The sequence below is a fragment of the Prauserella sp. PE36 genome (assembly GCF_003311655.1).
GTDB lineage: Bacteria > Actinomycetota > Actinomycetes > Mycobacteriales > Pseudonocardiaceae > Prauserella_A > Prauserella_A endophytica.
Genome location: NZ_QEQT01000111.1, coordinates 103,533 through 127,961 on the forward strand (window position 1 = coordinate 103,533; position 24,429 = coordinate 127,961).

Annotated in this window: 28 protein-coding genes; 16 read left to right on the plus strand and 12 right to left on the minus strand. The window is 70.6% G+C overall.

The window, feature by feature from the left end:
• The first annotated feature begins 30 nt into the window (after nt 1-30).
• From DI005_RS37170 to DI005_RS37185, 4 genes are all read left to right on the plus strand, one after another.
• Nucleotides 31-804, plus strand: a complete 774-nt coding sequence (locus tag DI005_RS37170) for a DUF742 domain-containing protein (protein WP_199543547.1) — start codon at nt 31-33, stop codon at nt 802-804.
• On the plus strand, nt 785-1,393 hold the full coding sequence (locus DI005_RS37175; RefSeq protein WP_110343252.1) for an ATP/GTP-binding protein: 609 nt from the start codon (nt 785-787) through the stop codon (nt 1,391-1,393). Before DI005_RS37170 ends, DI005_RS37175 begins: the two co-directional genes overlap by 20 nt.
• 134 nt (nt 1,394-1,527) lie before the next feature.
• Nucleotides 1,528-1,947 (plus strand): roadblock/LC7 domain-containing protein, encoded by a 420-nt coding sequence (locus DI005_RS37180; protein ID WP_110343253.1) that lies wholly within the window; start codon nt 1,528-1,530, stop codon nt 1,945-1,947.
• Between the two features lie 3 nt (nt 1,948-1,950).
• Complete coding sequence (locus DI005_RS37185) at nt 1,951-2,418, plus strand: DUF742 domain-containing protein (RefSeq protein WP_112264527.1); 468 nt, start codon at nt 1,951-1,953, stop codon at nt 2,416-2,418.
• Between the two features lie 100 nt (nt 2,419-2,518).
• Here DI005_RS37185 and DI005_RS37190 read toward each other — a convergent pair whose 3' ends face one another.
• Nucleotides 2,519-4,753, minus strand: a complete 2,235-nt coding sequence (locus DI005_RS37190) for a helicase-associated domain-containing protein (protein ID WP_113645124.1) — start codon at nt 4,751-4,753, stop codon at nt 2,519-2,521.
• Nucleotides 4,754-4,828: 75 nt separating this feature from the next.
• On the opposite strand from DI005_RS37190, the gene DI005_RS37195 reads away from it, so the two are divergent.
• The 4 genes from DI005_RS37195 to DI005_RS37210 all read left to right on the plus strand — a co-directional run bounded on the left by DI005_RS37195 (nt 4,829) and on the right by DI005_RS37210 (nt 7,964).
• The gene (locus DI005_RS37195) at nt 4,829-5,020 is read left to right on the plus strand and encodes a hypothetical protein (RefSeq protein WP_112264715.1); all 192 of its coding nucleotides are present in this window, start codon (nt 4,829-4,831) and stop codon (nt 5,018-5,020) included.
• A gap of 120 nt (nt 5,021-5,140) precedes the next feature.
• Nucleotides 5,141-6,541 (plus strand): NAD-dependent malic enzyme, encoded by a 1,401-nt coding sequence (locus DI005_RS37200; RefSeq protein WP_112264523.1) that lies wholly within the window; start codon nt 5,141-5,143, stop codon nt 6,539-6,541.
• Nucleotides 6,538-7,017, plus strand: coding sequence for a cyclic pyranopterin monophosphate synthase MoaC (gene moaC / locus DI005_RS37205; RefSeq protein ID WP_112264521.1), 480 nt, complete (start codon nt 6,538-6,540; stop codon nt 7,015-7,017). Before DI005_RS37200 ends, moaC begins: the two co-directional genes overlap by 4 nt.
• On the plus strand, nt 7,014-7,964 hold the full coding sequence (locus DI005_RS37210; protein WP_113645125.1) for a molybdenum cofactor biosynthesis protein MoaE: 951 nt from the start codon (nt 7,014-7,016) through the stop codon (nt 7,962-7,964). Before moaC ends, DI005_RS37210 begins: the two co-directional genes overlap by 4 nt.
• A 266-nt stretch (nt 7,965-8,230) precedes the next feature.
• Here the strand turns inward: DI005_RS37210 and DI005_RS37215 are convergent, their stop codons facing one another.
• The 4 genes from DI005_RS37215 to moaA all read right to left on the minus strand — a co-directional run bounded on the left by DI005_RS37215 (nt 8,231) and on the right by moaA (nt 11,603).
• Complete coding sequence (locus DI005_RS37215) at nt 8,231-8,872, minus strand: transglycosylase family protein (RefSeq protein WP_112264517.1); 642 nt, start codon at nt 8,870-8,872, stop codon at nt 8,231-8,233.
• A 416-nt stretch (nt 8,873-9,288) separates the two neighbouring features.
• Nucleotides 9,289-10,149: a phosphatidylinositol-specific phospholipase C/glycerophosphodiester phosphodiesterase family protein gene (locus DI005_RS37220; RefSeq protein ID WP_113645126.1), complete on the minus strand. Its 861-nt coding sequence runs from the start codon at nt 10,147-10,149 to the stop codon at nt 9,289-9,291.
• Between the two features lie 80 nt (nt 10,150-10,229).
• Nucleotides 10,230-10,535, minus strand: coding sequence for a MoaD/ThiS family protein (locus tag DI005_RS37225; protein ID WP_113645127.1), 306 nt, complete (start codon nt 10,533-10,535; stop codon nt 10,230-10,232).
• Between the two features lie 3 nt (nt 10,536-10,538).
• Entirely contained in the window at nt 10,539-11,603 is a 1,065-nt protein-coding gene (gene moaA / locus DI005_RS37230; protein ID WP_113645128.1) for a GTP 3',8-cyclase MoaA, read from the minus strand.
• Between the two features lie 104 nt (nt 11,604-11,707).
• Here moaA and DI005_RS37235 point away from each other — a divergent pair, with 104 nt between their 5' ends.
• Genes DI005_RS37235 through DI005_RS37260 form a run of 6 tightly spaced genes read left to right on the plus strand, consistent with a single transcriptional unit; the run spans nt 11,708 to nt 16,382 of the window.
• A complete protein-coding gene (locus DI005_RS37235; RefSeq protein ID WP_112264512.1) occupies nt 11,708-12,112 on the plus strand; it encodes a molybdopterin-binding protein in 405 nt (134 codons plus the stop codon).
• On the plus strand, nt 12,109-12,864 hold the full coding sequence (gene modA / locus DI005_RS37240; RefSeq protein WP_113645129.1) for a molybdate ABC transporter substrate-binding protein: 756 nt from the start codon (nt 12,109-12,111) through the stop codon (nt 12,862-12,864). Before DI005_RS37235 ends, modA begins: the two co-directional genes overlap by 4 nt.
• Nucleotides 12,851-13,645, plus strand: a complete 795-nt coding sequence (locus DI005_RS37245) for an ABC transporter permease (protein ID WP_113645130.1) — start codon at nt 12,851-12,853, stop codon at nt 13,643-13,645. The genes modA and DI005_RS37245 overlap by 14 nt, the downstream gene beginning before the upstream one ends.
• Entirely contained in the window at nt 13,642-14,736 is a 1,095-nt protein-coding gene (locus tag DI005_RS37250) for a sulfate/molybdate ABC transporter ATP-binding protein (RefSeq protein WP_113645131.1), read from the plus strand. The genes DI005_RS37245 and DI005_RS37250 overlap by 4 nt, the downstream gene beginning before the upstream one ends.
• Nucleotides 14,737-14,746: 10 nt before the next feature.
• A complete protein-coding gene (locus DI005_RS37255; RefSeq protein ID WP_112264503.1) occupies nt 14,747-15,541 on the plus strand; it encodes an HAD-IIA family hydrolase in 795 nt (264 codons plus the stop codon).
• Between the two features lie 37 nt (nt 15,542-15,578).
• Nucleotides 15,579-16,382, plus strand: a complete 804-nt coding sequence (locus DI005_RS37260; protein WP_112264501.1) for a metallophosphoesterase — start codon at nt 15,579-15,581, stop codon at nt 16,380-16,382.
• A gap of 81 nt (nt 16,383-16,463) precedes the next feature.
• Here DI005_RS37260 and DI005_RS37265 read toward each other — a convergent pair whose 3' ends face one another.
• Nucleotides 16,464-17,306: an SDR family oxidoreductase gene (locus tag DI005_RS37265; RefSeq protein ID WP_112264499.1), complete on the minus strand. Its 843-nt coding sequence runs from the start codon at nt 17,304-17,306 to the stop codon at nt 16,464-16,466.
• A 95-nt stretch (nt 17,307-17,401) separates the two neighbouring features.
• On the opposite strand from DI005_RS37265, the gene DI005_RS37270 reads away from it, so the two are divergent.
• Nucleotides 17,402-17,830, plus strand: coding sequence for a helix-turn-helix domain-containing protein (locus DI005_RS37270; protein ID WP_113645132.1), 429 nt, complete (start codon nt 17,402-17,404; stop codon nt 17,828-17,830).
• Here DI005_RS37270 and DI005_RS37275 read toward each other — a convergent pair.
• The 3 genes from DI005_RS37275 to DI005_RS37285 are packed head-to-tail and all read right to left on the minus strand — an operon-like array spanning nt 17,786 to nt 19,721.
• Complete coding sequence (locus DI005_RS37275) at nt 17,786-18,163, minus strand: YccF domain-containing protein (RefSeq protein WP_112264495.1); 378 nt, start codon at nt 18,161-18,163, stop codon at nt 17,786-17,788. The two genes, DI005_RS37270 and DI005_RS37275, sit on opposite strands and share 45 nt — an antisense overlap.
• A 35-nt stretch (nt 18,164-18,198) precedes the next feature.
• A complete protein-coding gene (locus DI005_RS37280; protein ID WP_113645133.1) occupies nt 18,199-18,960 on the minus strand; it encodes a PhzF family phenazine biosynthesis protein in 762 nt (253 codons plus the stop codon).
• Nucleotides 18,960-19,721, minus strand: coding sequence for a PhzF family phenazine biosynthesis protein (locus DI005_RS37285; RefSeq protein ID WP_113645134.1), 762 nt, complete (start codon nt 19,719-19,721; stop codon nt 18,960-18,962). The genes DI005_RS37280 and DI005_RS37285 overlap by 1 nt, the downstream gene beginning before the upstream one ends.
• 116 nt (nt 19,722-19,837) lie before the next feature.
• Between DI005_RS37285 and DI005_RS37290 the strand changes: the two genes are divergently transcribed.
• Complete coding sequence (locus tag DI005_RS37290; protein WP_113645135.1) at nt 19,838-21,496, plus strand: AMP-binding protein; 1,659 nt, start codon at nt 19,838-19,840, stop codon at nt 21,494-21,496.
• 209 nt (nt 21,497-21,705) lie between these two features.
• On the opposite strand, the gene DI005_RS37295 is transcribed toward DI005_RS37290, so the two are convergent.
• From DI005_RS37295 to DI005_RS37305, 3 genes are read right to left on the minus strand one after another with little or no spacing between them, the layout of a single operon-like run.
• Nucleotides 21,706-22,737, minus strand: coding sequence for an ion channel (locus tag DI005_RS37295; protein WP_113645136.1), 1,032 nt, complete (start codon nt 22,735-22,737; stop codon nt 21,706-21,708).
• A 47-nt stretch (nt 22,738-22,784) separates the two neighbouring features.
• Nucleotides 22,785-23,744, minus strand: coding sequence for a R2-like ligand-binding oxidase (locus tag DI005_RS37300; protein ID WP_113645198.1), 960 nt, complete (start codon nt 23,742-23,744; stop codon nt 22,785-22,787).
• Nucleotides 23,745-23,760: 16 nt separating this feature from the next.
• Nucleotides 23,761-24,351 carry a TetR/AcrR family transcriptional regulator gene (locus DI005_RS37305; RefSeq protein ID WP_112264466.1) on the minus strand — a complete coding sequence of 197 codons (591 nt, stop codon included), beginning with the start codon at nt 24,349-24,351 and terminating at the stop codon, nt 23,761-23,763.
• Nucleotides 24,352-24,429: the final 78 nt, after the last annotated feature.

Here is a 24,429-nt window from a genome sequence, read left to right on the forward strand (position 1 = left end):
GCACAGTGAGAAAACACTGAGGAGACCGCCGTGGATTCCGGGCACTCGCGGGGTGACCGCCGACTAGACAGAGGCCGACCGGCCGGACGCTGGCCGGACGAGTCGGACAACGACGTGGCGTACCGCGATCGGGACGACCGGGGTGAGCGTGATTGGCGCCCCGCACGGTTCGACGGTCCGGCGAGCGGGCGGCCGACGGATTCGGGGGAATGGCTCAGCCCGCTGGACACGGGCACGCAGGGCCCTGCCGATTTCGACGTGAGCGAGTACCGGGAGCGGCTGATGAGCGGCCCCGGCTCCGAGCTCTACGGCATGGGCGGCGGCGGGCTCGTCGAGCCGGACGAGTCAGCGGCCTTCTCGGCGTTCGCCGAGCGTTCGCTCGACGGCGGCCCGCCTTCGCAGGACCTCGTGCCGTCCCCGGTGCCGAGGCAGGCGAGTGTGGAGCCGGAACGGCCTGTCGAGACCACGTCCGGCCTGGTCCGGCCGTACTTCCGCACCAAGGGCAGGACCAAGCCCGCCTACGACCTCGCGCTTGAGGCACTGGTTTCGACCAGCGACCAGGGTCGCAGGCTCGAGCGGGTCCGCGTGCCGGAGCACCGGTCGATTTGCGGGCTGTGCCTGGACACCCGGTCGGTCGCGGAGGTGGCCGCGCACCTGAAGCTTCCACTGGGCGTGGTGCGTGTTCTGGTTGGTGACGTTGCCGGTCTCGGGCTGGTGCTCGTGCACTCCGCGACCTCCATGGTGGGGGACCGGCCCAGTATCGAGTTCATGGAAAGGGTGCTCAGTGGCCTTCGGAGAATTTGACTCCGACGCGACTACGTCTGCGGCTAGCGGCCCGACCTCGTCGGCCAAGATCGTGGTGGCCGGTGGGTTCGGCGTCGGCAAGACCACGCTGGTCGGCGCGGTCTCGGAGATCGCCCCGCTGACTACGGAGGCGTCGATGACCGAGGCGAGTCTGTCGGTCGACGACCTCTCCGCCACGCCGCACAAGATGACCACCACGGTCGCGATGGACTTCGGGCGAATCTCGCTCGACTCCGACCTGGTCCTGTACGTCTTCGGCACGCCGGGTCAGCACCGGTTCTGGTTCATGTGGGACGACCTCGCGCTCGGCGCGATCGGCGCGGTGGTGCTCGTGGACACGCGGCGGCTGGCCGACGCGTTCCCGTCCATCGACTTCTTCGAGAACCGGAAGCTGCCGTACATCGTGGCGATCAACTGCTTCGACCGATTGCTCCACCACCAGATCGAGGACGTGCGCCACGCGCTCACGATCTCGCCGTCGGTGCCGATCATGGCGTGCGACGCCAGGGACAGGGAGTCGGCGAAGCAGGTGCTGATCTCGGTCGTCCAGCACGCCATCGCGCACGACAGCGCGCTGCAAGCCGGTTAGTCCCCGGGCCAGGTCACAGGGTCGTGCCGCCGCCCGCGTGAACCGCACGCGCGTACGGGGGACTTGTCCGCGACCGGTTTGACCTGGCTAATAGTCTGGCCGCTGGAACAGTGTGCGCAGGCGAGGAGGGGACAGTGACGGCTTCGGCCCAGCAGGGCAGCTTCGGCTGGCTCATCACCGACTTCGTGCGCAGGGTGCCGGGTGCCGCGCACGCCGTTGTCGTCTCCGCGGACGGGTTGCTGCTGGCCGCGTCGGACGGCCTGCCGAGGGACCGGGCCGACCAGCTCTCCGCCGTCGCCTCCGGCCTGATCTCGTTGACGCTGGGTGCCGCGCGATGCTTCGAGGCAGGCAACGTGAATCAGACGGTTGTCGAGATGGAACGCGGGTACCTGTTCCTCATGTCGATCAGTGACGGCTCCTGTCTCGCGGTGCTCGCCGCGCCCACGTCCGACATCGGCACGGTCGCCTACGAGATGACGCTGCTCGTGGATCGGGTCGGCCAGCAGCTCACGCCCGAACTGCGGGCGCAGCTGCAGGGCGGGGTGCGTGGATAACGCGTGGACGCATGGGACGCCTTGCACCAGGGGACCGGCCGTGAGGGCTTCGACTCGCCCGAGCGGTTCGATCTGACGAGCCTGCCGAAGCTCACTCGCCGGGAGCCCGCGCGCGGACCGGCCCGGTTCGAGCACCGTTCGCTGGTGCGGCCGTACGCGCGGACCGGGGGCCGGACCAGGCCGGGACAGGACCTCCAGCTGGAGTCGCTTGTGACGACGAGCGAACGGGGCCGCCGCTACCTGGGGGCCGCGACCACCGTGCAGCGGTTCATCTGCGACCTGTGTGTCGAGGTCCGCTCGGTGGCGGAGGTCGCCGCGTACTCGCGCCTGCCGTTGAACGTGGCGAAGGTGATCGTCGACGACCTCGCCGCGGCCGGTGCTGTGGAGATCCAGCAGCCGGGCATGTTGCTGACGGACCGCTCGTCGCGCGATTTCATGACCCGCATCCTCGACGGGCTCCGCGCACTCTGACCCGTCACCCACACGTGCGGTTCTGAGTGGGAGCAGGGGACCTTTGCTCCCGGAAAACGGGAGTAAAGCTCCCTTGCTCCCTTCTGGGCCGGGCGGGAGGTCAGTCTTCGACGAGGGCCGCCGAGGTGATGCGGTGCAGCGGGTAGCGCTCGTTGTCCGAGCTTTCCAGGATGCCGCCGCCGACCCGGACCGGCGTCACCACGCGCTGGCTCGCCGTGCCGTGGGAGTCGACGAAGCCGATCCACACCTCCCGTTGCTCGCGGGTCGCCTGGGCGAGCAGTGCCAGCGTGGCCGACGTGTCCGAGCCACCGCCCGCCGGCAGGCGCACGGTTTTGCCGCGCCTCGTCGTCGCGGCGCGGTCCCCCGCCCGGATGTGCGCCAGCACGGCCTTGAGCTGCTCGGGGCTGATCGGGCTCTGCTGGGGCGCCGTCCTGCGCACCGGGCGGCCCCGCGCGGCGATCCGGCGTCCGCTCGGGCGCAGGTCGAGTATCCGGCCCGCCGCGTCCTCCGCCGCCGGGGCGAAGCCCGCCGCGCGCAGCCCGTCGAGCATGTCCGCGAGCGGATAGGGGCTCACCAACACGGTCGGCGCGATCTTGCGCAGCTCGAACTCCTGCGCCGCCGGGGTGCCGAGCACCTCCGCCAGCAGCACCTCGTCGTCGCAGCGCAGGAACGACGAGGCCGCCCCGCCACGCAGCCGCCCGTGCCTACGGGCGACGTCGTCGATCAGGTACGTCAGCGACTGGGGCACCGGCGTCGCCGAGCGGGTGCGGAACAGCTCGTGCAGCTCGTCGGCGGTGCGCCCGCTGTCCAGCGCCCTCCGCACCGACGCCTCGGTCACCCGGTACACCGTCGCGTGGCCCGCCGACTCCACGTCGGCCACCGCCGTGATCGCGGCCGCGAGATCTGCCTCCAGCGGGCCCGGCGCGACTACCGTCAGATCGGCCTGCACGAGCACGTGGTCGACGGGCCGCGGCAGCGCGTCGGCCATCGCGCTCGCGGCGCCGTGCGGATCATCCTCGAGCAGCGCGCCCGCCGCCGACGTCAGCGCTCCGAGTGCCACCATGCCGATCGCCGACGCCTCGGCCATCGTCCAGCGGACGAGCTCGTCGCGCAGCCGCCCACCGCGCCGGGGCGCCCGCCAGGCCAGTAGCGCCACGAGCTCGTCGACACCCTTCACACCCGTGCCACCCGGCAGCTCGGCGAGCACACCCAGCACTCGGCGCCGCGCACTCGGCGCCAGCGGGCGGCGCAGGTCCTCCGACAGCGGGGCGAGTGCCTTGTCCCGCGCGTCCCGCTGGCCGGCAAGGCCGGGTAGCCGGGGCAGGTCCAGCCATGCCTGCGCGACTCCCAGCCAGCGCAGCGCGGGCGGCGACGACAGCCACGAGTCGGTGAGCGTGGTCGGCACCCATTCGGGCGCGGTGTCGTCGCTCGCCGCCACCAGACCTGCGCCGAGCGCCAGCTCGGCGAGCAGCGTGGCCCTGGTGTCGTCGACGTCGAGCTCCTTGGCGATGCGGCGCAGCTCGCGGACGCCGAGTCCACCCGACTTGAGCACCGGCGACGGCTGCGCCGACCACAGGTGCAGCAGGGATTCCAGGTGCCGCAGGAGCTCCATCGCCTCACCGGCCGCCACCTGATCCACAGTGGACGGCTGGTGCGGGTTGGTGGGCAGCTCCGGCTCGCTCAACGACTCCTTCGGGTAGACCGCGCCGCCGCGCAGCGCCAGCCCGACCTCGCGTGGCAGTTCCACGGTCTGGTCGTCACGCCGGATCAGCAGCCCCCGGGCGAGCAGCCGCTGCACCGGCGTCTGCGCCTCCTCCAGGGCCACGTCCGCGGCGGCATCGCGGGTCCGGCCGATCGGCGGGCCCGCCGAGAGCTTGGTGAGCAGCGCGCGTTCGTCCTCGCCCACCTCGGCGAGTACGGCCGCGAGGTCGGGCACCGAGCCCGCGGGCGCGCCCAGGCCGGCCGGGAACGGGCCGAACACCTCCCGGGCGGCCGGTGCGATGGCGAGCGCGTCGTCGTCGCCCCACACCAAGGCCAGGCCGCGGAGCCGGTCCAGCGCCGTCCCCACGTCGGTGCCCAGAAGCTCGGTCACCTCCTCGCGGCTCACCGGCCCGGAGTCGGCCCCGGCCACCACCAGCGTCTCCAGCACGGCGAGCGTGGCGGAGTCGAGGTTCTCGCAGGCACGCGCGATCGAACCCGCCGTGCCGGCACGAGTGGCGAGCACCGAGGAGTCGGCCGGAGGGGGCGTCGCGAGATCGCGCCGGGCGCGCAGCAGACCGCTCAAAGCGTCGTCGGGCAGCGAGCGCAGCCAGTCCGCGAGTGAAAGGGCGGCCATCGCTGACCACGATATCCCGTGCTTTTCGCCATCGGGCACACTGAGGGCACCGTTGGTCGAGTTGTGGAGGACGACGTGGCGAAGGCCGACAGCCGGAAGAGCAAGCGGATCGATCCGACGTGGCCCGAGGTGCCCGCGGGCGAGCACCCCGTCTCGGAGCTCGCAGCGGACCGGCAGGGTGCCCTCTCCCCGTTCGGCGAAATGACGTTCCCACTCGAGACCGTGCCCTACGAGCACCCCGAGACCGAGATCAACAAGCGCGGCTGACGAGGCGCTGGACCTCGGGATTTGTTACTCGCCGGTCACCGATCCTGACCGTTGGTGGCGGCGGTCACGGGGCTAGTGTTCTCACCCGTATAGGTCGAATTTCGATACGGGGGTAGTCCGATGCCCGTTCCCGGTCCTGGGTACTCGATCACCGTGCGGTTGGAGGCACCGCCCTCGGCCAGCGCCGCCGGTGACCTGACCACCGCGGTCGGGCAGGTGGGGGGCGTGCTCACCGCGTTCGACGTCGTGGAATCGCACAGCGACGCCATCGTCGTCGACATCACGGCGAACGTCTCCTCGGCCGATCACGCCGAGGACCTCACCAAGGCCCTCAACACGCTGCCCGGCGTGCACGTGCGGAAGATTTCCGACCGCACGTTCCTCATGCACCTCGGCGGCAAGCTGGAGGTCAGCCCCAAGGTCGCGCTCCGCAATCGCGACGACCTCTCCCGCGCCTACACCCCCGGCGTGGCCAGGGTCTGCCAGGCGATCGCGGCCAACCCGGAGGACGCGCGCAGGCTGACCATCAAGCGCAACACGGTCGCCGTGGTCACCGACGGCTCGGCCGTGCTGGGTCTTGGCAACATCGGCCCGTCGGCGGCGCTACCGGTGATGGAGGGCAAGGCGGCGCTGTTCAAGAAGTTCGCGGGCGTCGACGCCTGGCCGGTGTGCCTGGACACCCAGGACACCGAGGAGATCATCCGGATCGTGCGCGCGCTCGCCCCCGTCTACGCCGGGATCAACCTCGAGGACATCGCCGCGCCGCGCTGCTTCGAGATCGAGCGGCGCCTGCGCGAGCAGCTCGACATCCCCGTCTTCCACGACGACCAGCACGGCACCGCGATCGTGGTGGTCGCCGCGCTGCGCAACGCGCTGCGAGTGGTCGGCAAGCCCATCGAGAAGTGCAAGATCGTCGTGAGTGGGGTCGGCGCGGCCGGCTCGGCGATCATCCGCCTGCTGCAGCGCAAGGGCCCCGCCGACATCGTCGCCGCCGACATCGACGGGATCGTGCACAGCGGCCGGGACAATCTCGACGACAACCTGCGCTGGGTCGCCGAGCACACCAACAAGGACGGCGTGTCGGGCACCCTGCACGACGCCCTCGTCGGCGCCGACGTGTTCATCGGCGTGTCCGCGCCCAATCTGTTCGGCGCCGAGCAGGTCGCCACGATGGCCGACGACGCCGTGGTGTTCGCGCTCGCCAACCCGGACCCGGAGATCGACCCGCTGGAGGCGCAGAAGCACGCCGCCGTGGTCGCCACGGGCCGCAGCGACTACCCGAACCAGATCAACAACGTGCTCGCTTTCCCCGGTGTGTTCCGCGGGCTGCTGGACGCGCAGGCACACCACATCGACGACGAGATGCTCCTGGCCGCGGCCAACGCGATCGCCGACGTGGTGGACGACCGGCTCAACGCCTCGTTCATCGTGCCGAGCGTGTTCGACGCGGCCGTCGCGCCCGCCGTTGCGGAGGCCGTGAAGACGGCCGCAAGGAAGGAAGAAGTAGCCTCGACGTCGTGAGTGAACTGAGCCACGTCGACGAGGCGGGCGCGGCCCGCATGGTCGACGTCTCCGGCAAGGCCGTCTCCGCGCGCACGGCGGTCGCCAGTGGCCACGTCCGCACCACGGCCGAGGTGATCGGGCTGCTGTCCGAGGGCGGCCTGCCCAAGGGCGACGCGCTGGCCACGGCGCGGATCGCGGGCGTGATGGGTGCCAAGCGCACCTCCGAGCTGATCCCGCTGTGCCACCAGATCGCGTTGACCAAGGTGGACGTGAGCTTCGAGCTCGGCACCGACAGCGTGCGCATCGAGGCGATGGCGCGCACGAGCGACCGCACGGGCGTCGAGATGGAGGCGCTCACCGCGGTCGCCGTCGCCGGACTGACGCTGCACGACATGATCAAGGCGGTCGACCCGGCCGCCACACTCGACGGCGTCCGGCTCGAGACCAAGGACGGCGGCAAGACGGGAAGTTGGCGCCGGGAGGAGAACCGATGACACGCACGGCGAGGGTGATTGTGGCGTCGAACCGGGCCGCCACCGGCGTCTACGCCGACCAGACCGGTCCGATCATCGCCAAGTGGCTGACCGAGCGTTCCTACGACGTGCCCGAGCCGATCGTCGTCGAGGACGGCGAGCCGGTGGCGCAGGCGCTGCGCGGCTGTCTCTCTGGCGGCGTGGACGTGGTGATCACCACCGGCGGCACCGGCATCTCGCCGACGGACCGCACGCCGGAGGCGACGGCGCCGCTGCTGGACTTCGAGCTGCCCGGCCTCGCGGACGCCGTCAGGGCAGCGGGGCAGGACAAGGTGCCCACCGCGATCCTGTCGCGCGGGCTCGCCGGGATCGCGGGCCGCACGCTCGTGGTGAACCTGCCCGGCTCGCGGGGCGGCGTGAACGACGGCCTGGACGTGCTCGACACGGTGCTCGACCATGCCGTGGACCAGATCGCGGGCGGAGACCATCCGCGGCACGGCTCCGGTCACGCCAAGCCGGCCCAGGATGCCGACGGCGGTGCTCCCGCGCGTGTGGCACTGGCGCAGGTGACCGAGACCGAGCTGTCCGTCGAGGAGCACGCCCAGCTGGTGCGCGACGCGGGCGCGGGCGCCGTGGTGACCTTCGGCGGGGTGGTGCGCGACCACGACGACGGCCGGTCGGTGACCTCTCTGTACTACGAGGGCCACCCGAGCGCGGGCGACGTGCTCGCGCGCGTGGTCTCCGAGGTGGCGACCCACCGGTCCGGGCTGCGTGCCGTCGCGGTGAGCCACCGGCTGGGTGCGCTGGAGATCGGCGACGTGGCACTCGCGTGCGCGGTCGCGGCCGACCACCGGGCCGAGGCGTTCGCCGCCTGCGCGGAGCTGGTGGATGAGGTCAAGGCCCGCCTGCCGGTGTGGAAGTACCAGAAGTTCACGGACGGCACCGACGAGTGGGTCAACTCGCCGTAGTGCGCGACTCGCGAACGGGAACGCGGAACTCGCGGTCCTGAGTGCGCGACTCGCGAACGGGAACGGGCAACTCGCGGTCCTGAGCGCGCGACTCGCGAACGGGAACGCGGAACTCGCGGTCCTGAGCGCGCGACTCGCGAACGGCACAAGGGCCCCACCGTCCGGGGGACACGGTGGGGCCCTGTGTGCTGGGTCCGCAAGCCTTCGGGATGGCCCGCGGACCCAGCATCCGCGCCGTCAGGGGCGAGTGAGTCCGCGTCAGCGGGTCACTTGGTGGCGATCTTCTGGCCGACCACGATGTAGTCGGGGTTCGAGATGAAGTCCTTGTTCAGCTCGGCCAGCTTGGTGTAGCCGCCCTGAACGTTCTTCTTCTCGGCGATCTTGGTGAGGGTGTCACCCTCGACGACCGTGTAGTCGCCCTTCGGGTTGGACTTCGCGACACCGGTGAGCGGCGGGGCCTGCGGGGCCGGAGCCGACTGCTCGACAGGGGCGCTCTCGTACGAGGTGCTCGTGTCCGCGGCGCCCGCGGTGTTGCTGCCCGAGTAGCTCGCGCTCGAGCCGGCCTGAGCGCCGCACACCGGCCACGCGCCGATGCCCTGGCCCTGGAGAACGCGCTCGGCGACCGCGATCTGCTCCTCGCGGGAAGCCTCGTGGGCCGAGCCCGTGCCGCCGTACGCCTGCCACGTGCTCGGGGAGAACTGCAGACCGCCGTAGTAGCCGTTGCCGGTGTTGATGCTCCAGTTGCCGCCGCTCTCGCACTGCGCGATGGCGTCCCAGTTGACGCTGTCGGCCTGCGCGGGGGTCGCAGCGATCGCCAGCGGGGCACCCACAGCAAGACCCGCGACAGCGACGCGGGCGAAGGTGCGGGAAGCGGCGGAGGTCTTACGGTGCTTGCCTCGATAAGCCATTTTTGACTCGGTCTCGTCTTCCGCGCCTCCGTGCAGCGAGGCAGGCCGCATGGACCTGGCCGGCTCTCCAAGCCGGCTCACATCGCCGTCAGGCTCCGTTTCCTCTCGTCCCAGTCCGGAAGTCTCTCTCGCTCGGGGTTTGGTCCGGGTCTCCCGCCGGACTGGGTTCGGCGCTACGGGAGTCCCGGTCTTGCTCTGGTCGGTCGGGGCCAACCGAGAAGCGACGGTACGTAACGACACCCGTGATCGGAAATTATCAAGCCTGTGACCTAGGTCACAGTAACACCACGCAACCTCGAGCGATTCCAGTGTTTGCGCTGGTCAGAAGGCCGTTATCCAGCCGTTTCCTTCTCGAGATATTTCACGGTAAGTGAGGTCTGTGTCACGTGGATTCGGCGCGAATGCTCCGTTTGTGACTACCACTTGGAGCGGAGGAAGGCGGCCAAACCGGGCAAATCATCCGTGTTGATGTGGTCCACTCCGGCCTCCACGAGAGCCTTCCAGAGCGCCGTTCGGGCGCTGCCGGGGGTGTCGGGTGTCGCCCAGAACCGCACGCGCTGGCCCGCTGCGTGCGCCTTGTTCACGACCTCCTCGAGCAGCGCTCGCTCGGCGGCCGGGAAGGGACCTTCACCGGCCCAGGTGAACAATTTCGTCCAGTTGTCCGACACCAGTGGCGTCAGCCGTGCGTCGGAGCCCGGCCCGAGGTCGGTGGCATCGGCGATCCGGCCGTCGTAGAACGCGAGCCGGTGGCTCTGGGCGCTCAGCGCGGCTCTCGGGCGGTTGCCGGACAGCACGACCGTCACGGCGCCTCCGCGTACGCGCCCGCGCGCGTACGCGGAGAAGAGGAACTCGTAACGAGGGTGCCGCAGCCGCCGCTCCAGCGCCGCGTACGTGCTCTCCGCCTCGGTCTTGATGTCCACCAGCAGCTGGAAGTCCGCCCGGCGCCGGTAGACGCCCCCGTGGTTGGCGAGGACGCGCTCGCGCAGGGGCTCCAGGTACAGCGATTCCAGCGTGCGAGACGGGGTGAGGTCCTCTGGGTCGTGCCCGACGAGCAACTCGCCTTCCACCAGGTGGATGTCGGCCTCGACGCTCGTGAAGCCCTCGGCGAGTGCGTCGAACAGCGGGCGCTCGTGCTCGTAGTCGTTGTGCGCGTGCGCCCTGGCAAGCGGGCGCACCGGCGCCTGAAGGCGTGCCTGTGCGACCGAAGGGGCGCCGAGCAGGCCGGCGGTGACGGTCGAAGCCGTGAGGATCGTGAACGAGCGGCGCGACAGCGGCATGGAGGCCAGCCTCTGCCGCCCGGCCGACCACCGGGTGAACGGACCGGCACCAGCCGGTCAAGAGCAGGCGAAGTCCGGTCTCAGCCGCCCGCGAACGGCGGCAGGACATCCAGTTCGGCGCCGTCCGGCAGCTGCCTGCTGATGTCGCGCACGGCGATCCCGTCGAGCAGGAAGCTCGCCGCGTCCAGGATGCGCGGCAGCTCGGCCGGGTGCAGCTTCCGGAGCTCGTCGATGGCCTCGCTCACCGACGCGCCCGCGGGCAGCCGCAGCACCTCCTCCTCGATCCCGCTCGCCGCGCGGGCCGATGCGAAGTACCGCACCAGCACCGTCGTGGCGTGCTGTTCCCCCTGCGTGTCCGCGACCTGCCCGGACGACGGCGATCCCACTGCTCAGCCTCCGATGGCGCTCATCGGCCGGATCGGCTGGGCGAAGCCGGCCTCGTTGATCTCGTGGCCCGCGAGCTTGCCCCACATGGTGGCGCGCCAGGTGTCGGCGATGTCGTCGTCACCGGCCCCGCCGCGCAGCAGGGCCCGCAGGTCGGTCTCTTCGGTGCTGAACAGGCACGAGCGGATCGCCCCGTCGGCTGTGAGCCTGGTGCGCTCGCACGCGGCGCAGAACGGCCTGCTGACCGAGGGGATCACGCCCACCTCGGCGGGTCCTCCGTCGACCAACCAGCGTTCGGCGGGGGCGCCGCCACGTTCGGCCGGGCTCGGCGTGAGCGTGAACTCGGCGCCGAGCAGCTCCAGGATCTCGTCGGCCGTGATCATCTCCTTGCGGTTCCAGCCGTGCTGGGCGTCGAGCGGCATCTGCTCGATGAACCGCAGGTGGTAGCCGTTGTCGAGCGCGAAGCGCAGCAGTGCCGTCGCCTCGTGCTCGTTGATGCCCCGCATCAGCACCGCGTTGATCTTCACGGGGTTCAGCCCGGCATCCCTCGCGGCCGCCAGCGCGTCGAGCACGTGGCGCAACCGGTCGCGCCGGGTGATCCGCTCGAACGTCGCGCGGTCGACCGAGTCGAGCGAGACGTTGATCCGGTCGAGGCCCGCGTCGGCGAACGCCTGTGCGCGCTTGGCGAGGCCGATACCGTTGGTGGTCATGGAAAGCCGGGGCGCCGGGTCGAGGGCCTTGATCCGCGCGACCAGTTGCTCCAGCCGGGGCCGCAACAGCGGTTCGCCGCCGGTGAGCCGGATGTCGGTGACGCCAAGCAGCGACACCGCGATGCGCATGAGTCGCACCAGCTCGTCGTCGGTGAGCAGCTGCTCGCCGGGCATCCAGTCGAGGCCCTCCGCCGGCATGCAGTAGGTGCAACGGAGGTTGCACTTGTCGGTCAGCGAGACCCGCAGGTCGGTCGCCACCCGGCCGAAGGTGTCGATCAGGGCGGGATCGTCCGGGCGCGGTGCACCGGACGTCGTGCGTGCGCCGGGCACCCTGGGGGTGCCGAGATCTACCGCTGTCATCGGTCCCAGCCTAATGCGGGATGCGCGGCGGTTGTGAGCTTGCTTGCATACCGAATCGGCAGCGGCATGGCTGAATGCGCACCTGCGGAGATAATCTCTACTTCATGCCGCATTTTCGGTTCTCAGAAGCCGCCCGGCTGCTGGGTGTCAGCGACGACACAGTCCGCCGCTGGGTCAAGGCCGGGCAGTTGCGTGCCGGGGAGGACTCCTCGGGCCGCAAGGTCGTCGAAGGGTCCGAGCTGGCCGGGTTCGCCAGGGCGCAGGCCGCCGAGTCACCGGACCCCACCGAGGTGGGCCGCTCCGCCCGCAATCACTTCGTAGGACTCGTCACCGAGGTCGTGACGGACAAGGTGATGGCGCAGGTGGAGCTCCAGTGCGGGACGCACCGCGTGGTGTCCCTCATGAGCTCGGAGGCCGTGGAGGAACTGGGGCTGCGGCCCGGCGTGCTCGCGGTCGCCGTCGTCAAGGCCACTCAGGTCATCGTCGAGACGCCCGGAGGCAAACAGTGAGGAAGCTCCTGCCCTCGGCACTCGCCTGCCTGCTCCTCGCCTCCGCGTGCGGCACGTCCTCCGGCGAGGGGGACGGCAACCGGACGCTGAACGTCTTCGCCGCCGCCTCGCTCTCCGAGGCGTTCGGCGCGCTGGAGAAGCGGTTCGAGGCCCAGCACGAAGGGGTCGACGTGCGGCTGAACCTCGCCGGTTCGTCGCAGCTCGCCAGCCAGATCAACGAGGGCGCCCCGGCAGACGTGTTCGCCTCGGCCAACGAGAAGAACATGGACAAGGTGGTGGACGCCGGTGGTGTCGACGGGCGGCCTGAGACGTTCGCGACCAACGAGCTGACGATCGCCGTCGCACCGGGAAACCCCAAGGGCATCGAGGGTTTCGCCGACCTCGCGCGCGAGGACCTGACCGTGGTGGTGTGCGCGGCGCAGGTGCCGTGCGGGTCGGCGACCGAGGAGGTCGAGCAGGCCACCGGCGTGACGCTCGCGCCGGCCAGCGAGGAACAGGACGTCAAGGCAGTGCTCAACAAGGTGCGGCTCGGCGAGGCCGACGCCGGCCTGGTCTACGTCACCGACGTGACGTCGGCGGGAGACAAGGTGGAGTCCGTGGAGTTCCCCGAATCGGAGCAGGCGGTCAACGACTACCCGATCGCGGCGCTCTCCGCGGCCGGGGAGCCGGAGCTGGCCAAGCAGTTCCGGGACCTCGTGCTCGGCGAGGCCGGCCGGGAGGAACTGGCCAGGGTGGGCTTTGGCACGCCGTAGCCGCTCCGTCCCGTGGGTGCTGTGGATCCCGGCCGGGCTGGCGCTCGCGCTCGTGGTGCTGCCCGTGGTGGGCCTGCTCGCGCGCACGGACTACGCCCGGCTGCCCGAGCTGCTGACGTCGAGCGCGTCGCTGAACGCGCTGCGGCTCTCGTTGGTCACCGCCGTGCTGTCCACTGTGCTGTGTGTGCTGCTCGGCGTTCCGCTCGCCGTGGTGCTCGCGCGCTCGCGGAGCCGCGGCGTGCGGGTGCTGCGGGCGGTGGTCCTGCTGCCGCTCGTGCTGCCCCCGGTGGTCGGCGGCCTGGCGCTGCTGTTCCTGCTGGGGCGCAACGGTTTCCTCGGCTACCTCCTCGACGTCACGGCCGGTGTGCGCATCCCGTTCACGACGACGGCGGTGGTGATCGCGCAGACGTTCGTGGCCATGCCGTTCCTCGTGGTGAGCCTGGAGGGCGCGCTGCGCGGTGCGGGCGACCGCTACGAGCGCGTTGCCGCGACCCTGGGCGCCAGGCCGTGGACGGTGTTTCGCAGGGTGACCGTTCCGTTACTGTTGCCCGCGCTCGGTTCGGGTGCGGTGCTGAGCTTCGCGAGGGCGCTGGGCGAGTTCGGTGCCACCATCACGTTCGCGGGCAGCCTCGAGGGCGTGACCAGGACGCTGCCGCTTGAGGTCTACAACCAGGCCGAGGCCGACGTGGACAGTGCCGTGGCGCTCGCGCTGCTGCTCGTCGTGGTCGCGGTGGTGGTGATCGCCGTGGCGAGGCCGCGTGCGCTGGAGGGCAGGCCATGACGCTGCGTGCCGAGCTCGAACTGAGCAGGGGTTCCTTCTCGCTGTCCGTGACCGTCGACGTCCCCGAGGGCACGGTGCTCGCGGTGCTCGGGCCCAACGGTTCGGGAAAGTCGACGCTGCTCGGGTGCCTCGCGGGACTGCTCGTGCCCGACGACGGCGTGGTGACGCTGGGGGAGCGGACGCTGACGCGCAGCCCACGCCTGCAGGTACAGCCGCACGACCGGGGTGTCGGCCTGCTCGCGCAGGACGCGCTGCTGTTCCCGCATCTGTCCGTCGTGGACAACGTGGCCTTCGCGCCCCGCTCGCGGGGCGCCTCCCGCGCGGAGTCGCGGGCCGCCGCGCGTCGTTGGCTGTCCGAAGTGGATGCCGCCGAGCTGGCCGACCGCAAGCCCGCTCAGCTGTCCGGTGGGCAGGCACAGCGGGTCGCCGTCGCCCGCGCGCTGGCCGGGGAACCGGACCTGCTGCTGCTCGACGAGCCGCTCGCCGCGCTGGACGTGGACGCTGCGCCCGCCATCCGGGGCCTGCTGCGCAGGGTGCTGCGCTCGCCGGGCAACCGCAGGTCGACGGTGCTGGTGACCCACGATCCGCTCGACGCGCTCGCGCTGGCCGACCACGTCGTGGTGCTCGACGGTGGACGCGTCGTGGAACGCGGGGCGACGCGGGAGGTGCTGTCCGCGCCGAGGACGCCGTTCACCGCGCGGATCGCCGGGCTCAACCTGGTCGCAGGAACGGCGGAGGGACAGGGCGTTCGCACGGCCGACGGCGGGCTGATCAGCGGCATCCCCTCGCCCGACGTGGTGGCGGGGGAGCCCGCGGTCGCCGTGTTCGCTCCCGGATCGGTGGCGGTGTACCCGGCCGAGGACACCCCGGCGGGCAGCCCGCGCAACACCGTCGCCGCGGCGGTGGGCACGCTCGAGCCGCACGGTCCGGTGGTGCGGCTGCGCACGGTCGACGGGGACGGCTGGGCCGAGGGACTGTCCGCCGACGTCACCCCGGCGGCGGTCGCCGAGCTGGCGCTCGAACCCGGCACGCCGATCCGGCTCGCGGTGAAGGCGACCGCGGTGGCGATCCATCCCGCGTTCGGCAAATAGGCTTAGGGCCATGAGCGATCAGCGGTGGAGCTACCTGACCGACATGGACGGTGTGCTGGTGCACGAGGAGCACCTCGTGCCGGGCGCCGACGAGTTCCTCGCCGAGCTGCGCGCGGGCGACGCCGCGTTCCTCGTACTGACCAACAACTCCATCTACACGCCGCGTGACCTGCGTGCGCGGCTGCTGCGCACGGGACTGGACGTGCCGGAGGAGGCGATCTGGACCTCCGCGCTCGCCACGGCGAAGTTCCTGCAGGCCCAGCGCCCGAACGGCTCGGCGTACGTGATCGGCGAGGCCGGGCTCACCACGGCGCTGCACGAGGTGGGCTACGTGCTCACCGACAGCGACCCTGACTACGTCGTGCTCGGCGAGACGCGCACGTACAGCTTCACCGCGATCACGAGGGCGATCCGCCTGATCGAGCGCGGCGCCCGGTTCATCGCGACGAACCCGGACCCGACGGGACCCAGCCGCGAGGGGATCCTGCCCGCGACCGGCTCGATCGCGGCGCTGATCGAGCGGGCCACCGGCAAGTCTCCTTATTACGTCGGCAAGCCCAACCCGCTCATGATGCGCTCGGCGCTGCGTGCGCTCGGCGCGCATTCCGAGCACACCCTGATGATCGGCGACCGCATGGACACCGACGTGCACTCCGGGATCGAGGCGGGACTGCAGACGATTCTCGTGCTGTCCGGCATCTCCACGCGGGAGACGGCCGAGCGTTACCCGTTCCGGCCGACGCTCGTGGTGGACTCGATCGCCGACCTCGTGGGACGCACGAAGGACCCGTTCGGGGCGGCCTGATCTTCCGGCCCGGCGGCCAGGCCTTATCGTCGGAAAGGTGACGGACCATCCCACGTTCGTCGTCGGCGATGTCCACGGCTACCGCGACGAGCTCGCGGACGCCCTGCGGGACCACGAGCTGGTCGACGACTCCGACGACTGGGCGGGCGGTGAGGCCCACCTGTGGTTCCTCGGCGACTTCGTGGACCGGGGACCTGACGGGGTCGCCGCGATCGAGCTGGTGAAGAAGCTGCAGGAGCAGGCAGAGCAGGCGGGTGGCTCCGTGGAGACGCTGCTCGGCAACCACGAGATCCTGCTGCTCGGCATGTACCACTTCGGCGACACGGCCGTGCCGTCCGACTTCGGTCCGCGCAGCTTCGCCCGCAGCTGGGAGATCAACGGCGGGCAGCTCGCCGACCAGGACGACCTCACCCCCGAGCTCGTGAGCTGGCTGAGCGAGCGCCCTGTCGCCGCGAACACGGCCGACCACCTGCTGCTGCACTCCGACACGCTGGAGTACCTGGAGTGGGGCGACACCACCGAGGAGATCAACGAGGCGGTCCGCGAGGTGCTCGCCGGTGACGATCTCGCGCAGTGGTGGGACGTCTGGCGCCGCATGACCACCCGGTACGCCTTCCGCGGCCCGCACGGGCAGCAGGCGGCCGAGACCCTGCTCGACCAGCTCGGCGGCGAGCGGATCGTGCACGGCCACAGTGTCATCGCCGACCAGCTCGGCATCCATCCGGCCCAGATCGAGGCGCCGTTCCTCTACGCGGGCGGCAAGGCGCTCGGCATCGACGGCGGCCTCTTCGTGGGCGGGCCGTGCCTGGTCGTGAAGCTCCCCTGGGAACCGCAGGACTGACTGCAGTGAAGGCCACCATGCCTGCGTTGAACGCAGTGAAGGTGGCCTTCACTGCAGTTGGGCACCGCGGTCGGCGGCGTGTCACGCGAGCAGCTTCGCCACCGCGTCACGCAGGGGTGTGGTGGGGCGGCCGATGAGGCGCGCGAGCTCGCCCGTGGCCTCGGAGAGCAGGCCGTCGCGGGTGTTGCCGTCGAGCGCGACGAGGAACCCGGCCGTCTCCTCGGGCAGGCCGGCCGCGAGCAGCGCCGCCCTGTGGTCCTCGGGGCTCAGGTCCTGGTAGGTGACGTCCTTGCCGGTCGCCTCGGCGACCGCGGCCGCGATGTCGGCGTAGCTGAACGCCGTGTCGCCGGAGAACTCGTACACCTTGTTCTCGTGGCCCTCGCCCGCGAGCACGGCTGCGGCGCCCGCCGCGTAGTCGGCCCTCGTCGCGCCCGCGACCCTGCCCTCGCCGGCGCTGCCGACGTAGGCGCCGGTCTCGGCGGCCTGGCGGATGCTCTGCTCGTAGTTCTCGATGTACCAGTTGTTGCGCAGGATCGCGTACGGCAGGCCCGAGTCGCGGATGACCTCCTCCGTCGCCTTGTGCTCCGGCGCGAGGATCAGCGGGCTCGTGTCGGCCTTGGGCGCGCTCGTGTAGGCCAGCAGTGAGACCCCCGCCTGCTCGGCGGCCTCGACCACGGCGGTGTGCTGCGGCACGCGCTTGCCGACCTCGCTGCCCGAGATCAGCAGCACCTTCTCGGCGCCGTCGAACGCCGTCTTGAGGGTGTCCGGCCGGTCGTAGTCGGCCTCGCGCACCTCGACGCCGAGGTCGGCCGCCTTCTCCGGACGGCGCGCCGCGGCGACGATCCGGCCGGCGGGGACGGTCTGCTTCAGTGCCTCGATCACCAGGCGGCCAAGGTGCCCGTTCGCACCCGTCACGACGATCACGTGGGTTCACTCCTCGCGGGTAGTTGAATGCTCACCTACGAGTGTGTACTAACTTCTGGAAAGTGCAACCCAGGAGTTAGTGCTATCTTCGTGACATGGAGGACGTGGATCGGCTGCTGCCGGACGTGTTCGCGCGCGCGTGCGAGTCGCGCAGTGTCGTCGAACACGTGGCCGGCAGGTGGGGAATCCTCGCGCTCGCCGCGCTGCATGAAGGGTCGTTCCGGTTCAACGCGCTGCGCCGCCGTGTCGACGGCGTGAGCGAGAAGATGCTGGCCCAGACGTTGCAGGCGCTCGAGCGCGACGGCTTCGTGCACCGCGACGCTCAGCCGAGCATCCCGCCGAGGGTGGAGTACAGCCTCACGCCACTGGGCAGGCGGACCGCCGAGAAGCTCGTGGACCTGATCATGCTCGTGGAGTCGAGCATGCCCGAGGTGCTCGGCGCGAGGGCAGCCTACGACGCGGGCAGGGCGGAGCCGGCGTCAGTCGCGCACGGGAACGATCTCGCGGCCCAGCGGCACCAGTGACACCGGGATCATCTTGAGGTTTCCGATGCCCAGCGGGATGCCGATGATCGTGATGCACAGCAGGATGCCGGTGACCAGGTGGCCGAGCGCGAGCCACCAGCCGGCGAAGACGATCCAGATGATGTTGCCGAGCAGGGAGAACGCCCCCGCGTCGCGGCGGTCGGTGAGCGTGCGGCCGAACGGCCAGAGCGCGTAGTTCGCGATGCGGAACGAGGCGAGCCCGAACGGGATCGTGATGATCAGGATGCAGCAGATGATCCCGGCGACGACGTAACCGACGGCCATCCAGAAACCCGCGAGCACCAGCCAGATCACGTTCAGCAACAAGCTCATGAGCCCATTGTGCCCGGTTTGCCGGTCGCGGCGGCTCAGCAGTTCAGTGACCCCGCGAAGACCGTCACCGCCTGCCCCGACAGGTGTACGCGGTCACCACGCAGGCGCATGCCGACAATGCCGCCGCGAGGGGACGCCTGCTCGCCCACCAGCTCGGTGCGGCCCAGTCGCTCCGCCCAGTACGGCGCCAGGGCGCAGTGTGCCGAACCGGTGACCGGGTCCTCGGGGATGCCGACCTTGGGCGCGAACACCCGGCTCACGAAGTCGAGCCCAGGCCGGTCGCCCGGCGCGGTCACCGTCACCCCACACGGCACTTCGAGCACGGCCGGCCCCGCGAGGTCCGGCTCGACGGCCCGCACCTGCCCGGCCGTGGCCGCCCGCACGAGAATGTCGGCGGAGGTGCGGGTGACGTCCTCGATCCCGACGCCCGGCAGCAGTGCCGAGACGTCGTCACTCGCGGGCACCGGCACGTCGGCGGGCAGGTCGAGGTGCACCCAGCCGTCGCGCGACTCGCACCGCAGCTCGCCCACGCGGGTGGTGAAGACGTGCGACCCTCCGAGCACGTGCGTGGTGGCGAGCGTCGCGTGCCCGCAGAGGTTCACCTCGGCGAGCGGGGTGAACCAGCGCAGCGGTTTCGGCTCCTCGCCGAGCACGACGAACGCCGTGTCGGCGTGCCGCAGTTCCGCGGCCACGTGCCGCATCCACTCGGCGTCGACCGGTTCGTCCAGCAGCACCACCCCGGCCGGGTTGCCCGCGAAGGCCCGGTCGGTGAACGCGTCGACGACGTAGAGACGCATCAGACCAGCAGCTCGCCCTCGGCGACGGTGACGGCGGAGCCCGAGAGCCGGACCCGCTCACCCAGCAGAGCCGTGTGCACGGTGCCGCCCCGTGCCGACGCCTGCTCGCCCACCAGCTCCGTGCGGCCCAGCCGCTCCGTCCAGTAGGGAGCGAGCGTGCAGTGCGCGGAGCCCGTCACCGGGTCCTCCGGCACGCCGACCGCGGGGCCGAACACCCGGCTGACGAAGTCGATCCCTGGCCGGTCGCCGGGCGCGCTGAGGATGACGCAGCGCGCGTCCACCTCCGCGAGCGCGCCGAGGTCGGGCTCGGCGCCGCGCACCAGTGCGGCGTCTCCGACCACCACGAGCACATCCGACACACCCCTGGCGACGTGCTCGGGCGTGAGCCCTGGCAGTCCCGCCGACACGTTCACCTCGGCCGGTTTCGGCGGATCGGCGGGAAACTCCATCGAAACGCGGCCATCCGCCGCCGTGCAGCGCAGCTCACCGGAGCGGGTGCGAAACACCTGCTCGCCGCCGAGGACGTGCGCCGTGGCGAGCGTCGCATGCCCGCACAGGTCGACCTCCGTGGTGGGCGTGAACCAGCGCAGCGGCTTCGGTTCCTCCTCCTCCGTCACCACGAACGCGGTCTCCGAGTGCTTCAACTCGGCGGCGACGTGCTGCATCCAGCCCGCGTCGGCGGGCTCGTCCAGCAGCACGACGCCGGCGGGGTTGCCCGAGAAGGGCCGGTCGGTGAAGGCATCGACGAGGTACAGGCGCATACGCCGACAATAGGTCGATCGGGTGGCGCGATCCCCTCCATTTGCAGATGGCCGGTTCCACCTGGCGTTCCTAGACTTCGACCGAGCCGTCATAGCCGACGTGGAGGAGGGGCATCATGCCGCACGCGCCCGCAGTTCCCAGTTACTCATCCGGCGTCTCCGACGTCCCCTTGCTCGGCGACACGATCGGCGACAACCTCGACCGCACCGTCCAGAGCTTCGGCGACCGCGACGCACTCGTCGACCGGCCGAAGGGGCAGCGGTGGACCTACCGCGAACTGGCCGCCGAGGTCGACGCGCTCGCGCTCGGCCTGCTGGAGAAGGGGATCGGCAAGGGCGACCGGGTGGGCATCTGGGCGCCGAACTGTGCCGAGTGGACCTTCACGCAATACGCGACGGCGAAGATCGGCGCGATTCTCGTGAACATCAACCCCGCGTACCGCTCGCACGAACTGGAGTACGTGCTCAACCAGGCGGGCATCCGCATGCTGGTGGCCGCGGAGAAGTTCAAGACCTCCGACTACGCCGGCATGATCGCCGAGGTCCGACCGCGCTGCGAGGCGTTGACCGACGTCATCCTGCTCGGCAGCGGCGACTGGACGGCGCTGCTGGACACCGGGCGGCAGGCCGACCGCGCGCGGCTCGCCGAGGTGCAGGCCACGCTCAGCGCCGACGACCCCATCAACATCCAGTACACGTCGGGCACCACGGGCTTCCCTAAGGGCGCGACGCTCAGCCACCACAACATCCTCAACAACGGCTTCTTCGTCGGCGAGCTGTGCGGCTACACCGAAGCCGACCGCATCTGCATCCCGGTGCCCTTCTACCACTGCTTCGGCATGGTGATGGGCAACCTCGCGGCCACGAGCCACGGCGCGTGCATGGTGATCCCGGCGCCGTCCTTCGAGCCGAAGGCCACGCTGGAGGCCGTGCAGGCGGAGCGCTGCACGTCGTTGTACGGCGTGCCGACGATGTTCATCGCCGAGCTGTCCGATCCGTCGTTCGAGTCGTTCGACCTCTCGTCGCTGCGCACCGGCATCATGGCGGGCTCGCCGTGCCCCGTCGAGGTGATGAAGCAGGTCATCGAGCGGATGGGCATGGCGGAGGTGTCGATCTGCTACGGCATGACGGAGACCTCGCCGGTGTCCACGCAGACGCGCGCGGACGACTCGATCGAGCGCCGCGTCTCGACGGTCGGCCGGGTCGGTCCGCACCTCGAGGTCAAGATCGTCGACCCGGAGACGGGCCTCACCGCGCCGCGCGGGGAGCCGGGCGAGCTGTGCACGCGCGGGTACTCGGTGATGCTCGGGTACTGGGAGCAGCCGGACAAGACGGCCGAGGCGATCGACGCGGCGCGCTGGATGCACACCGGCGACCTCGCGGTGATGGACGACGAGGGCTACGTGAACATCACCGGTCGCATCAAGGACATGGTGATCCGCGGTGGCGAGAACATCTATCCGAGGGAGATCGAGGAGTTCCTCTACACGCACCCGGACATCATCGACGCGCAGGTGATCGGTGTGCCCGACGCCAAGTACGGCGAGGAGCTGATGGCGTGGGTCCGGATGCGGGAGGGCGCCGAGGCGCTGACCGCCGAGAGCCTGCGCGAGTTCTGCGCAGGCAAGCTCGCGCACTACAAGATCCCGCGCTACGTCCACGTCGTCGAGGAGTTCCCGATGACGGTCACCGGCAAGGTCCGCAAGGTCGAGATGCGCGCCAAGTCCGTGGAACTGCTGGGACTCGAGGACATCGCGCGGCTGAAGCACGCCTAGGAGTGTGCTGAAGAGCCCCGCCCGTAGTGAGCGGCGATCAGGCGGCGGTGTCCTTGCGGGACACTCGCCACCCGAGGTCCTTGCGGGACACCGGGCACCCGAGCCCAGCAAGGCGGAGGGAAGCCCTCTATCGGGTCGTGCTCGGGATTTCCGGCAACGCGGCGAGGCGCCGTCTGGGCGTCGCGCAGGGCAACGGTTGTTCAGCGCTCCTAGGCACGCAACGCGTCCGCGACCTCCTCGGGTGTCAGCCGTCGCGAGCCGACGTAGTACAGCACCGCGCCCGGTGTCAGCTCGTCGTCCCAGCCGGGGTTGACCAGGAGCCGGCCTCCGGTGCGGGCGGCGAGCAGCGTCGCGCCGTGACGGCGGCCCAGCGCGGTGCGGAGGTGCCCGGCCCGCACCGCGCCCGCCGCCTCGGGCATCGTGACCGAGTAGGTGTTGGCGCCGCCGTGGGTCATCAGCTCCGCGTACACCTCCGCGATGCCGGGCGACTGCAGCTCCTCGGTGATCATCCGGGGCGTGTGCCACTGGATGCAGCGGATCCGCTCGCCGATGTAGCCGAGCAGCGACGTGCGCGCGAGGTCCCGCAGCGTCACCACGGTGTGCGCCTCGCGGGTGAGGTGGTCGACCGCGAGCGCGATCGCGAGCGCCTCGTTGTCGTCGCGGGCGTCCACGAGCACCCCGGCGGCGCGGTGCACGCCGGCCCGGCGCAGCACGTCGTCGTCGGTGAGGTCGCCCCGCACGTAGTCGACGGGCTGGTCGGCCATCGGGTGCGCGCCGACGTCGTCCCAAGCGCACAGCACGAGCCTGCTCGCCGTGGTATCGGCCAGCAGCTCGGCCGCGATGCGCTCGGTGCGGCCGGGGGTGTAGCCGATGAGCACGACGTGACCTGCCGCGTCGACGGTCCCGGAACCCTGCATTCGCCGTCCCCTTCGCCGTTCGAGCACGGACGCGATCTTGGTGAACACCGTTGTGAGCGCGGTGATGCCGCCGACGACCACGTAGGCGCCCACCACGCGGCCGGGCACCGTTTCCGGGAAGAAGTCGCCGTAGCCGACGGTCGACGTGGTGATCACGAAGTACCACCAGTAGTTGCCGGGCCGCACCAGCTCGCTGCCCGCGGGCTCGGCCAGCGCCATGAGCGGCCAGCTCGTCCCGAAGACGAACAGGATCACCGCGACGGGCGTGGCCCAGCTCGTGAGCACGCTGAACCTGGCAAGCAGTCGCGACAGCAGGAACGGCACGCTTCTCCCGGAGTTCTCGCCCCTTTTCCGCGCAGCCTAGCCGATGATCAGCCAGCGACCTCCGCGAACGCCTTCGCGTCCTCGCTACCGAAGGTCTCCTCCAGTTGCTCCGGTGAGTAGTCCACGTCGATGGCGGCGACGTCGGCGCCCCTCGCCGACTCGATCGCGCCGAGCCTGCGCTGTGCCCGGTCGGCCGCGTACTGGACGAACTCCTGGTTGTCGATGCCGAAGGGCGGTTCCTCGAACTGGGCGTTGACCCACTCGATCATGCCGAGCGCGTGCGGCAGCAGCTCACCCATGCGTTGCTGGACGACCTCCCACAGCGAGTCGTCGGCCGCGATGTGCCTGCGGCACGTGAAGGTGCCCCACGCCATGTGCCTGCGCTCGTCGTCGCCGATGCGGCGGACCAGCTCCTGCATGCCGGGCAGGATGCCGCGCACGGTACAGACCTTCTGCCACGCGTAGTACCCGGTGAGCGCCAGACTGCCCTCGATGACGTGGTTGTAGGTGACGCTCGCGCGGATCTGGTTGACGGGGCTGGGATCGCTCGCCAGCACGTGCAGCGACTCTGGCAGCTCCTCGTAGAAGAGCTTGCGGTAGTGGGGGTTCTCGGCGACATAGGGATGGAGGTCGTCGGTGAGCCCGACGGCGTCCATCCAGCGCCGGAACACCTCGGTGTGCTTGGCTTCCTCGAAGCAGAACTGCGTCAGGTACATCTCGTCGGCGAGTCTGCCTTCGGCCGCCATCGCCTGCATGAACGGCTGGATGTCCTCGGTCACCGCCTCCTCGCCCGCGATGAACTGCGCGCACAGGTACGTCGCCGAGCGGCGTTCCTCGTCGTTCAGCGACTCCCAGTCGGCGCGGTCGGCGCTGAAGTCGATGTCCGCGGGGTTCCAGAACTTCTTGTTGCCCTTGACGAACAGGCGCAGCGGGAACGACTCCCAGTTGAGCCCACCGCGGCGCAGTGACTGAAAGCCTTTCCGGTGCGGTGCGATGGTTCCGGTCATGGTCATCCCTTCCGTTTCACTCCGTTGTGGACGAATGGATCAGTGCCGTCAGCACGGTGCAGACTCCGTCCGCCGCCTCCTCGGCCGTGTGAGTGGGCAACACCAGGTAGCTCAGCGTGAGCCGGATCTGGGTCTCGGCGACGAAGTCCGGATCGGACAGTCCGGGCAGCCGGTCGCGCAGGTAGGCCACGGCCACCTCACCCGCGGCGCGCAGGATCGGCTCGCCGCGCGTGGTGAGGTAGGGCAGCAGGTCCTCGCCTGCCTCGGTGCCGAGCGCGGCGGCGACCAGCCGGTTGCGCCGCGCGTGCTCGATGGTGAACACGGTCGCGTCGTGGACACCGGTGAGCACGTCGGCCGCGGCGTCGAGCCGCTGCTGGATGCCCTCGGCGAACTCGGCCATCGTGCGCAGTGCCACCGCCTGCACGAGCGCGGCCTTGCTGCCGAACTCGTTGTAGACGGTCTGCCTGCTCACCCCCACCTTCGCCGCGACATCGGCCATCCGCAGCCCCGCGTACCCGCGTGCGGGCAGCAGGTCGGTGGCGGCGTCGAGCAGCTGCTCCCGCAGCGACGCCTTCGTGCGTTCGGTGAATGAAGTGACCTGCGACACGTATTCAGCTTGACACAGACACGTCTGGTGTCAAGAAGCTCGACATACTCCGTTCGGATGTCAAACGCGGCGACCCGA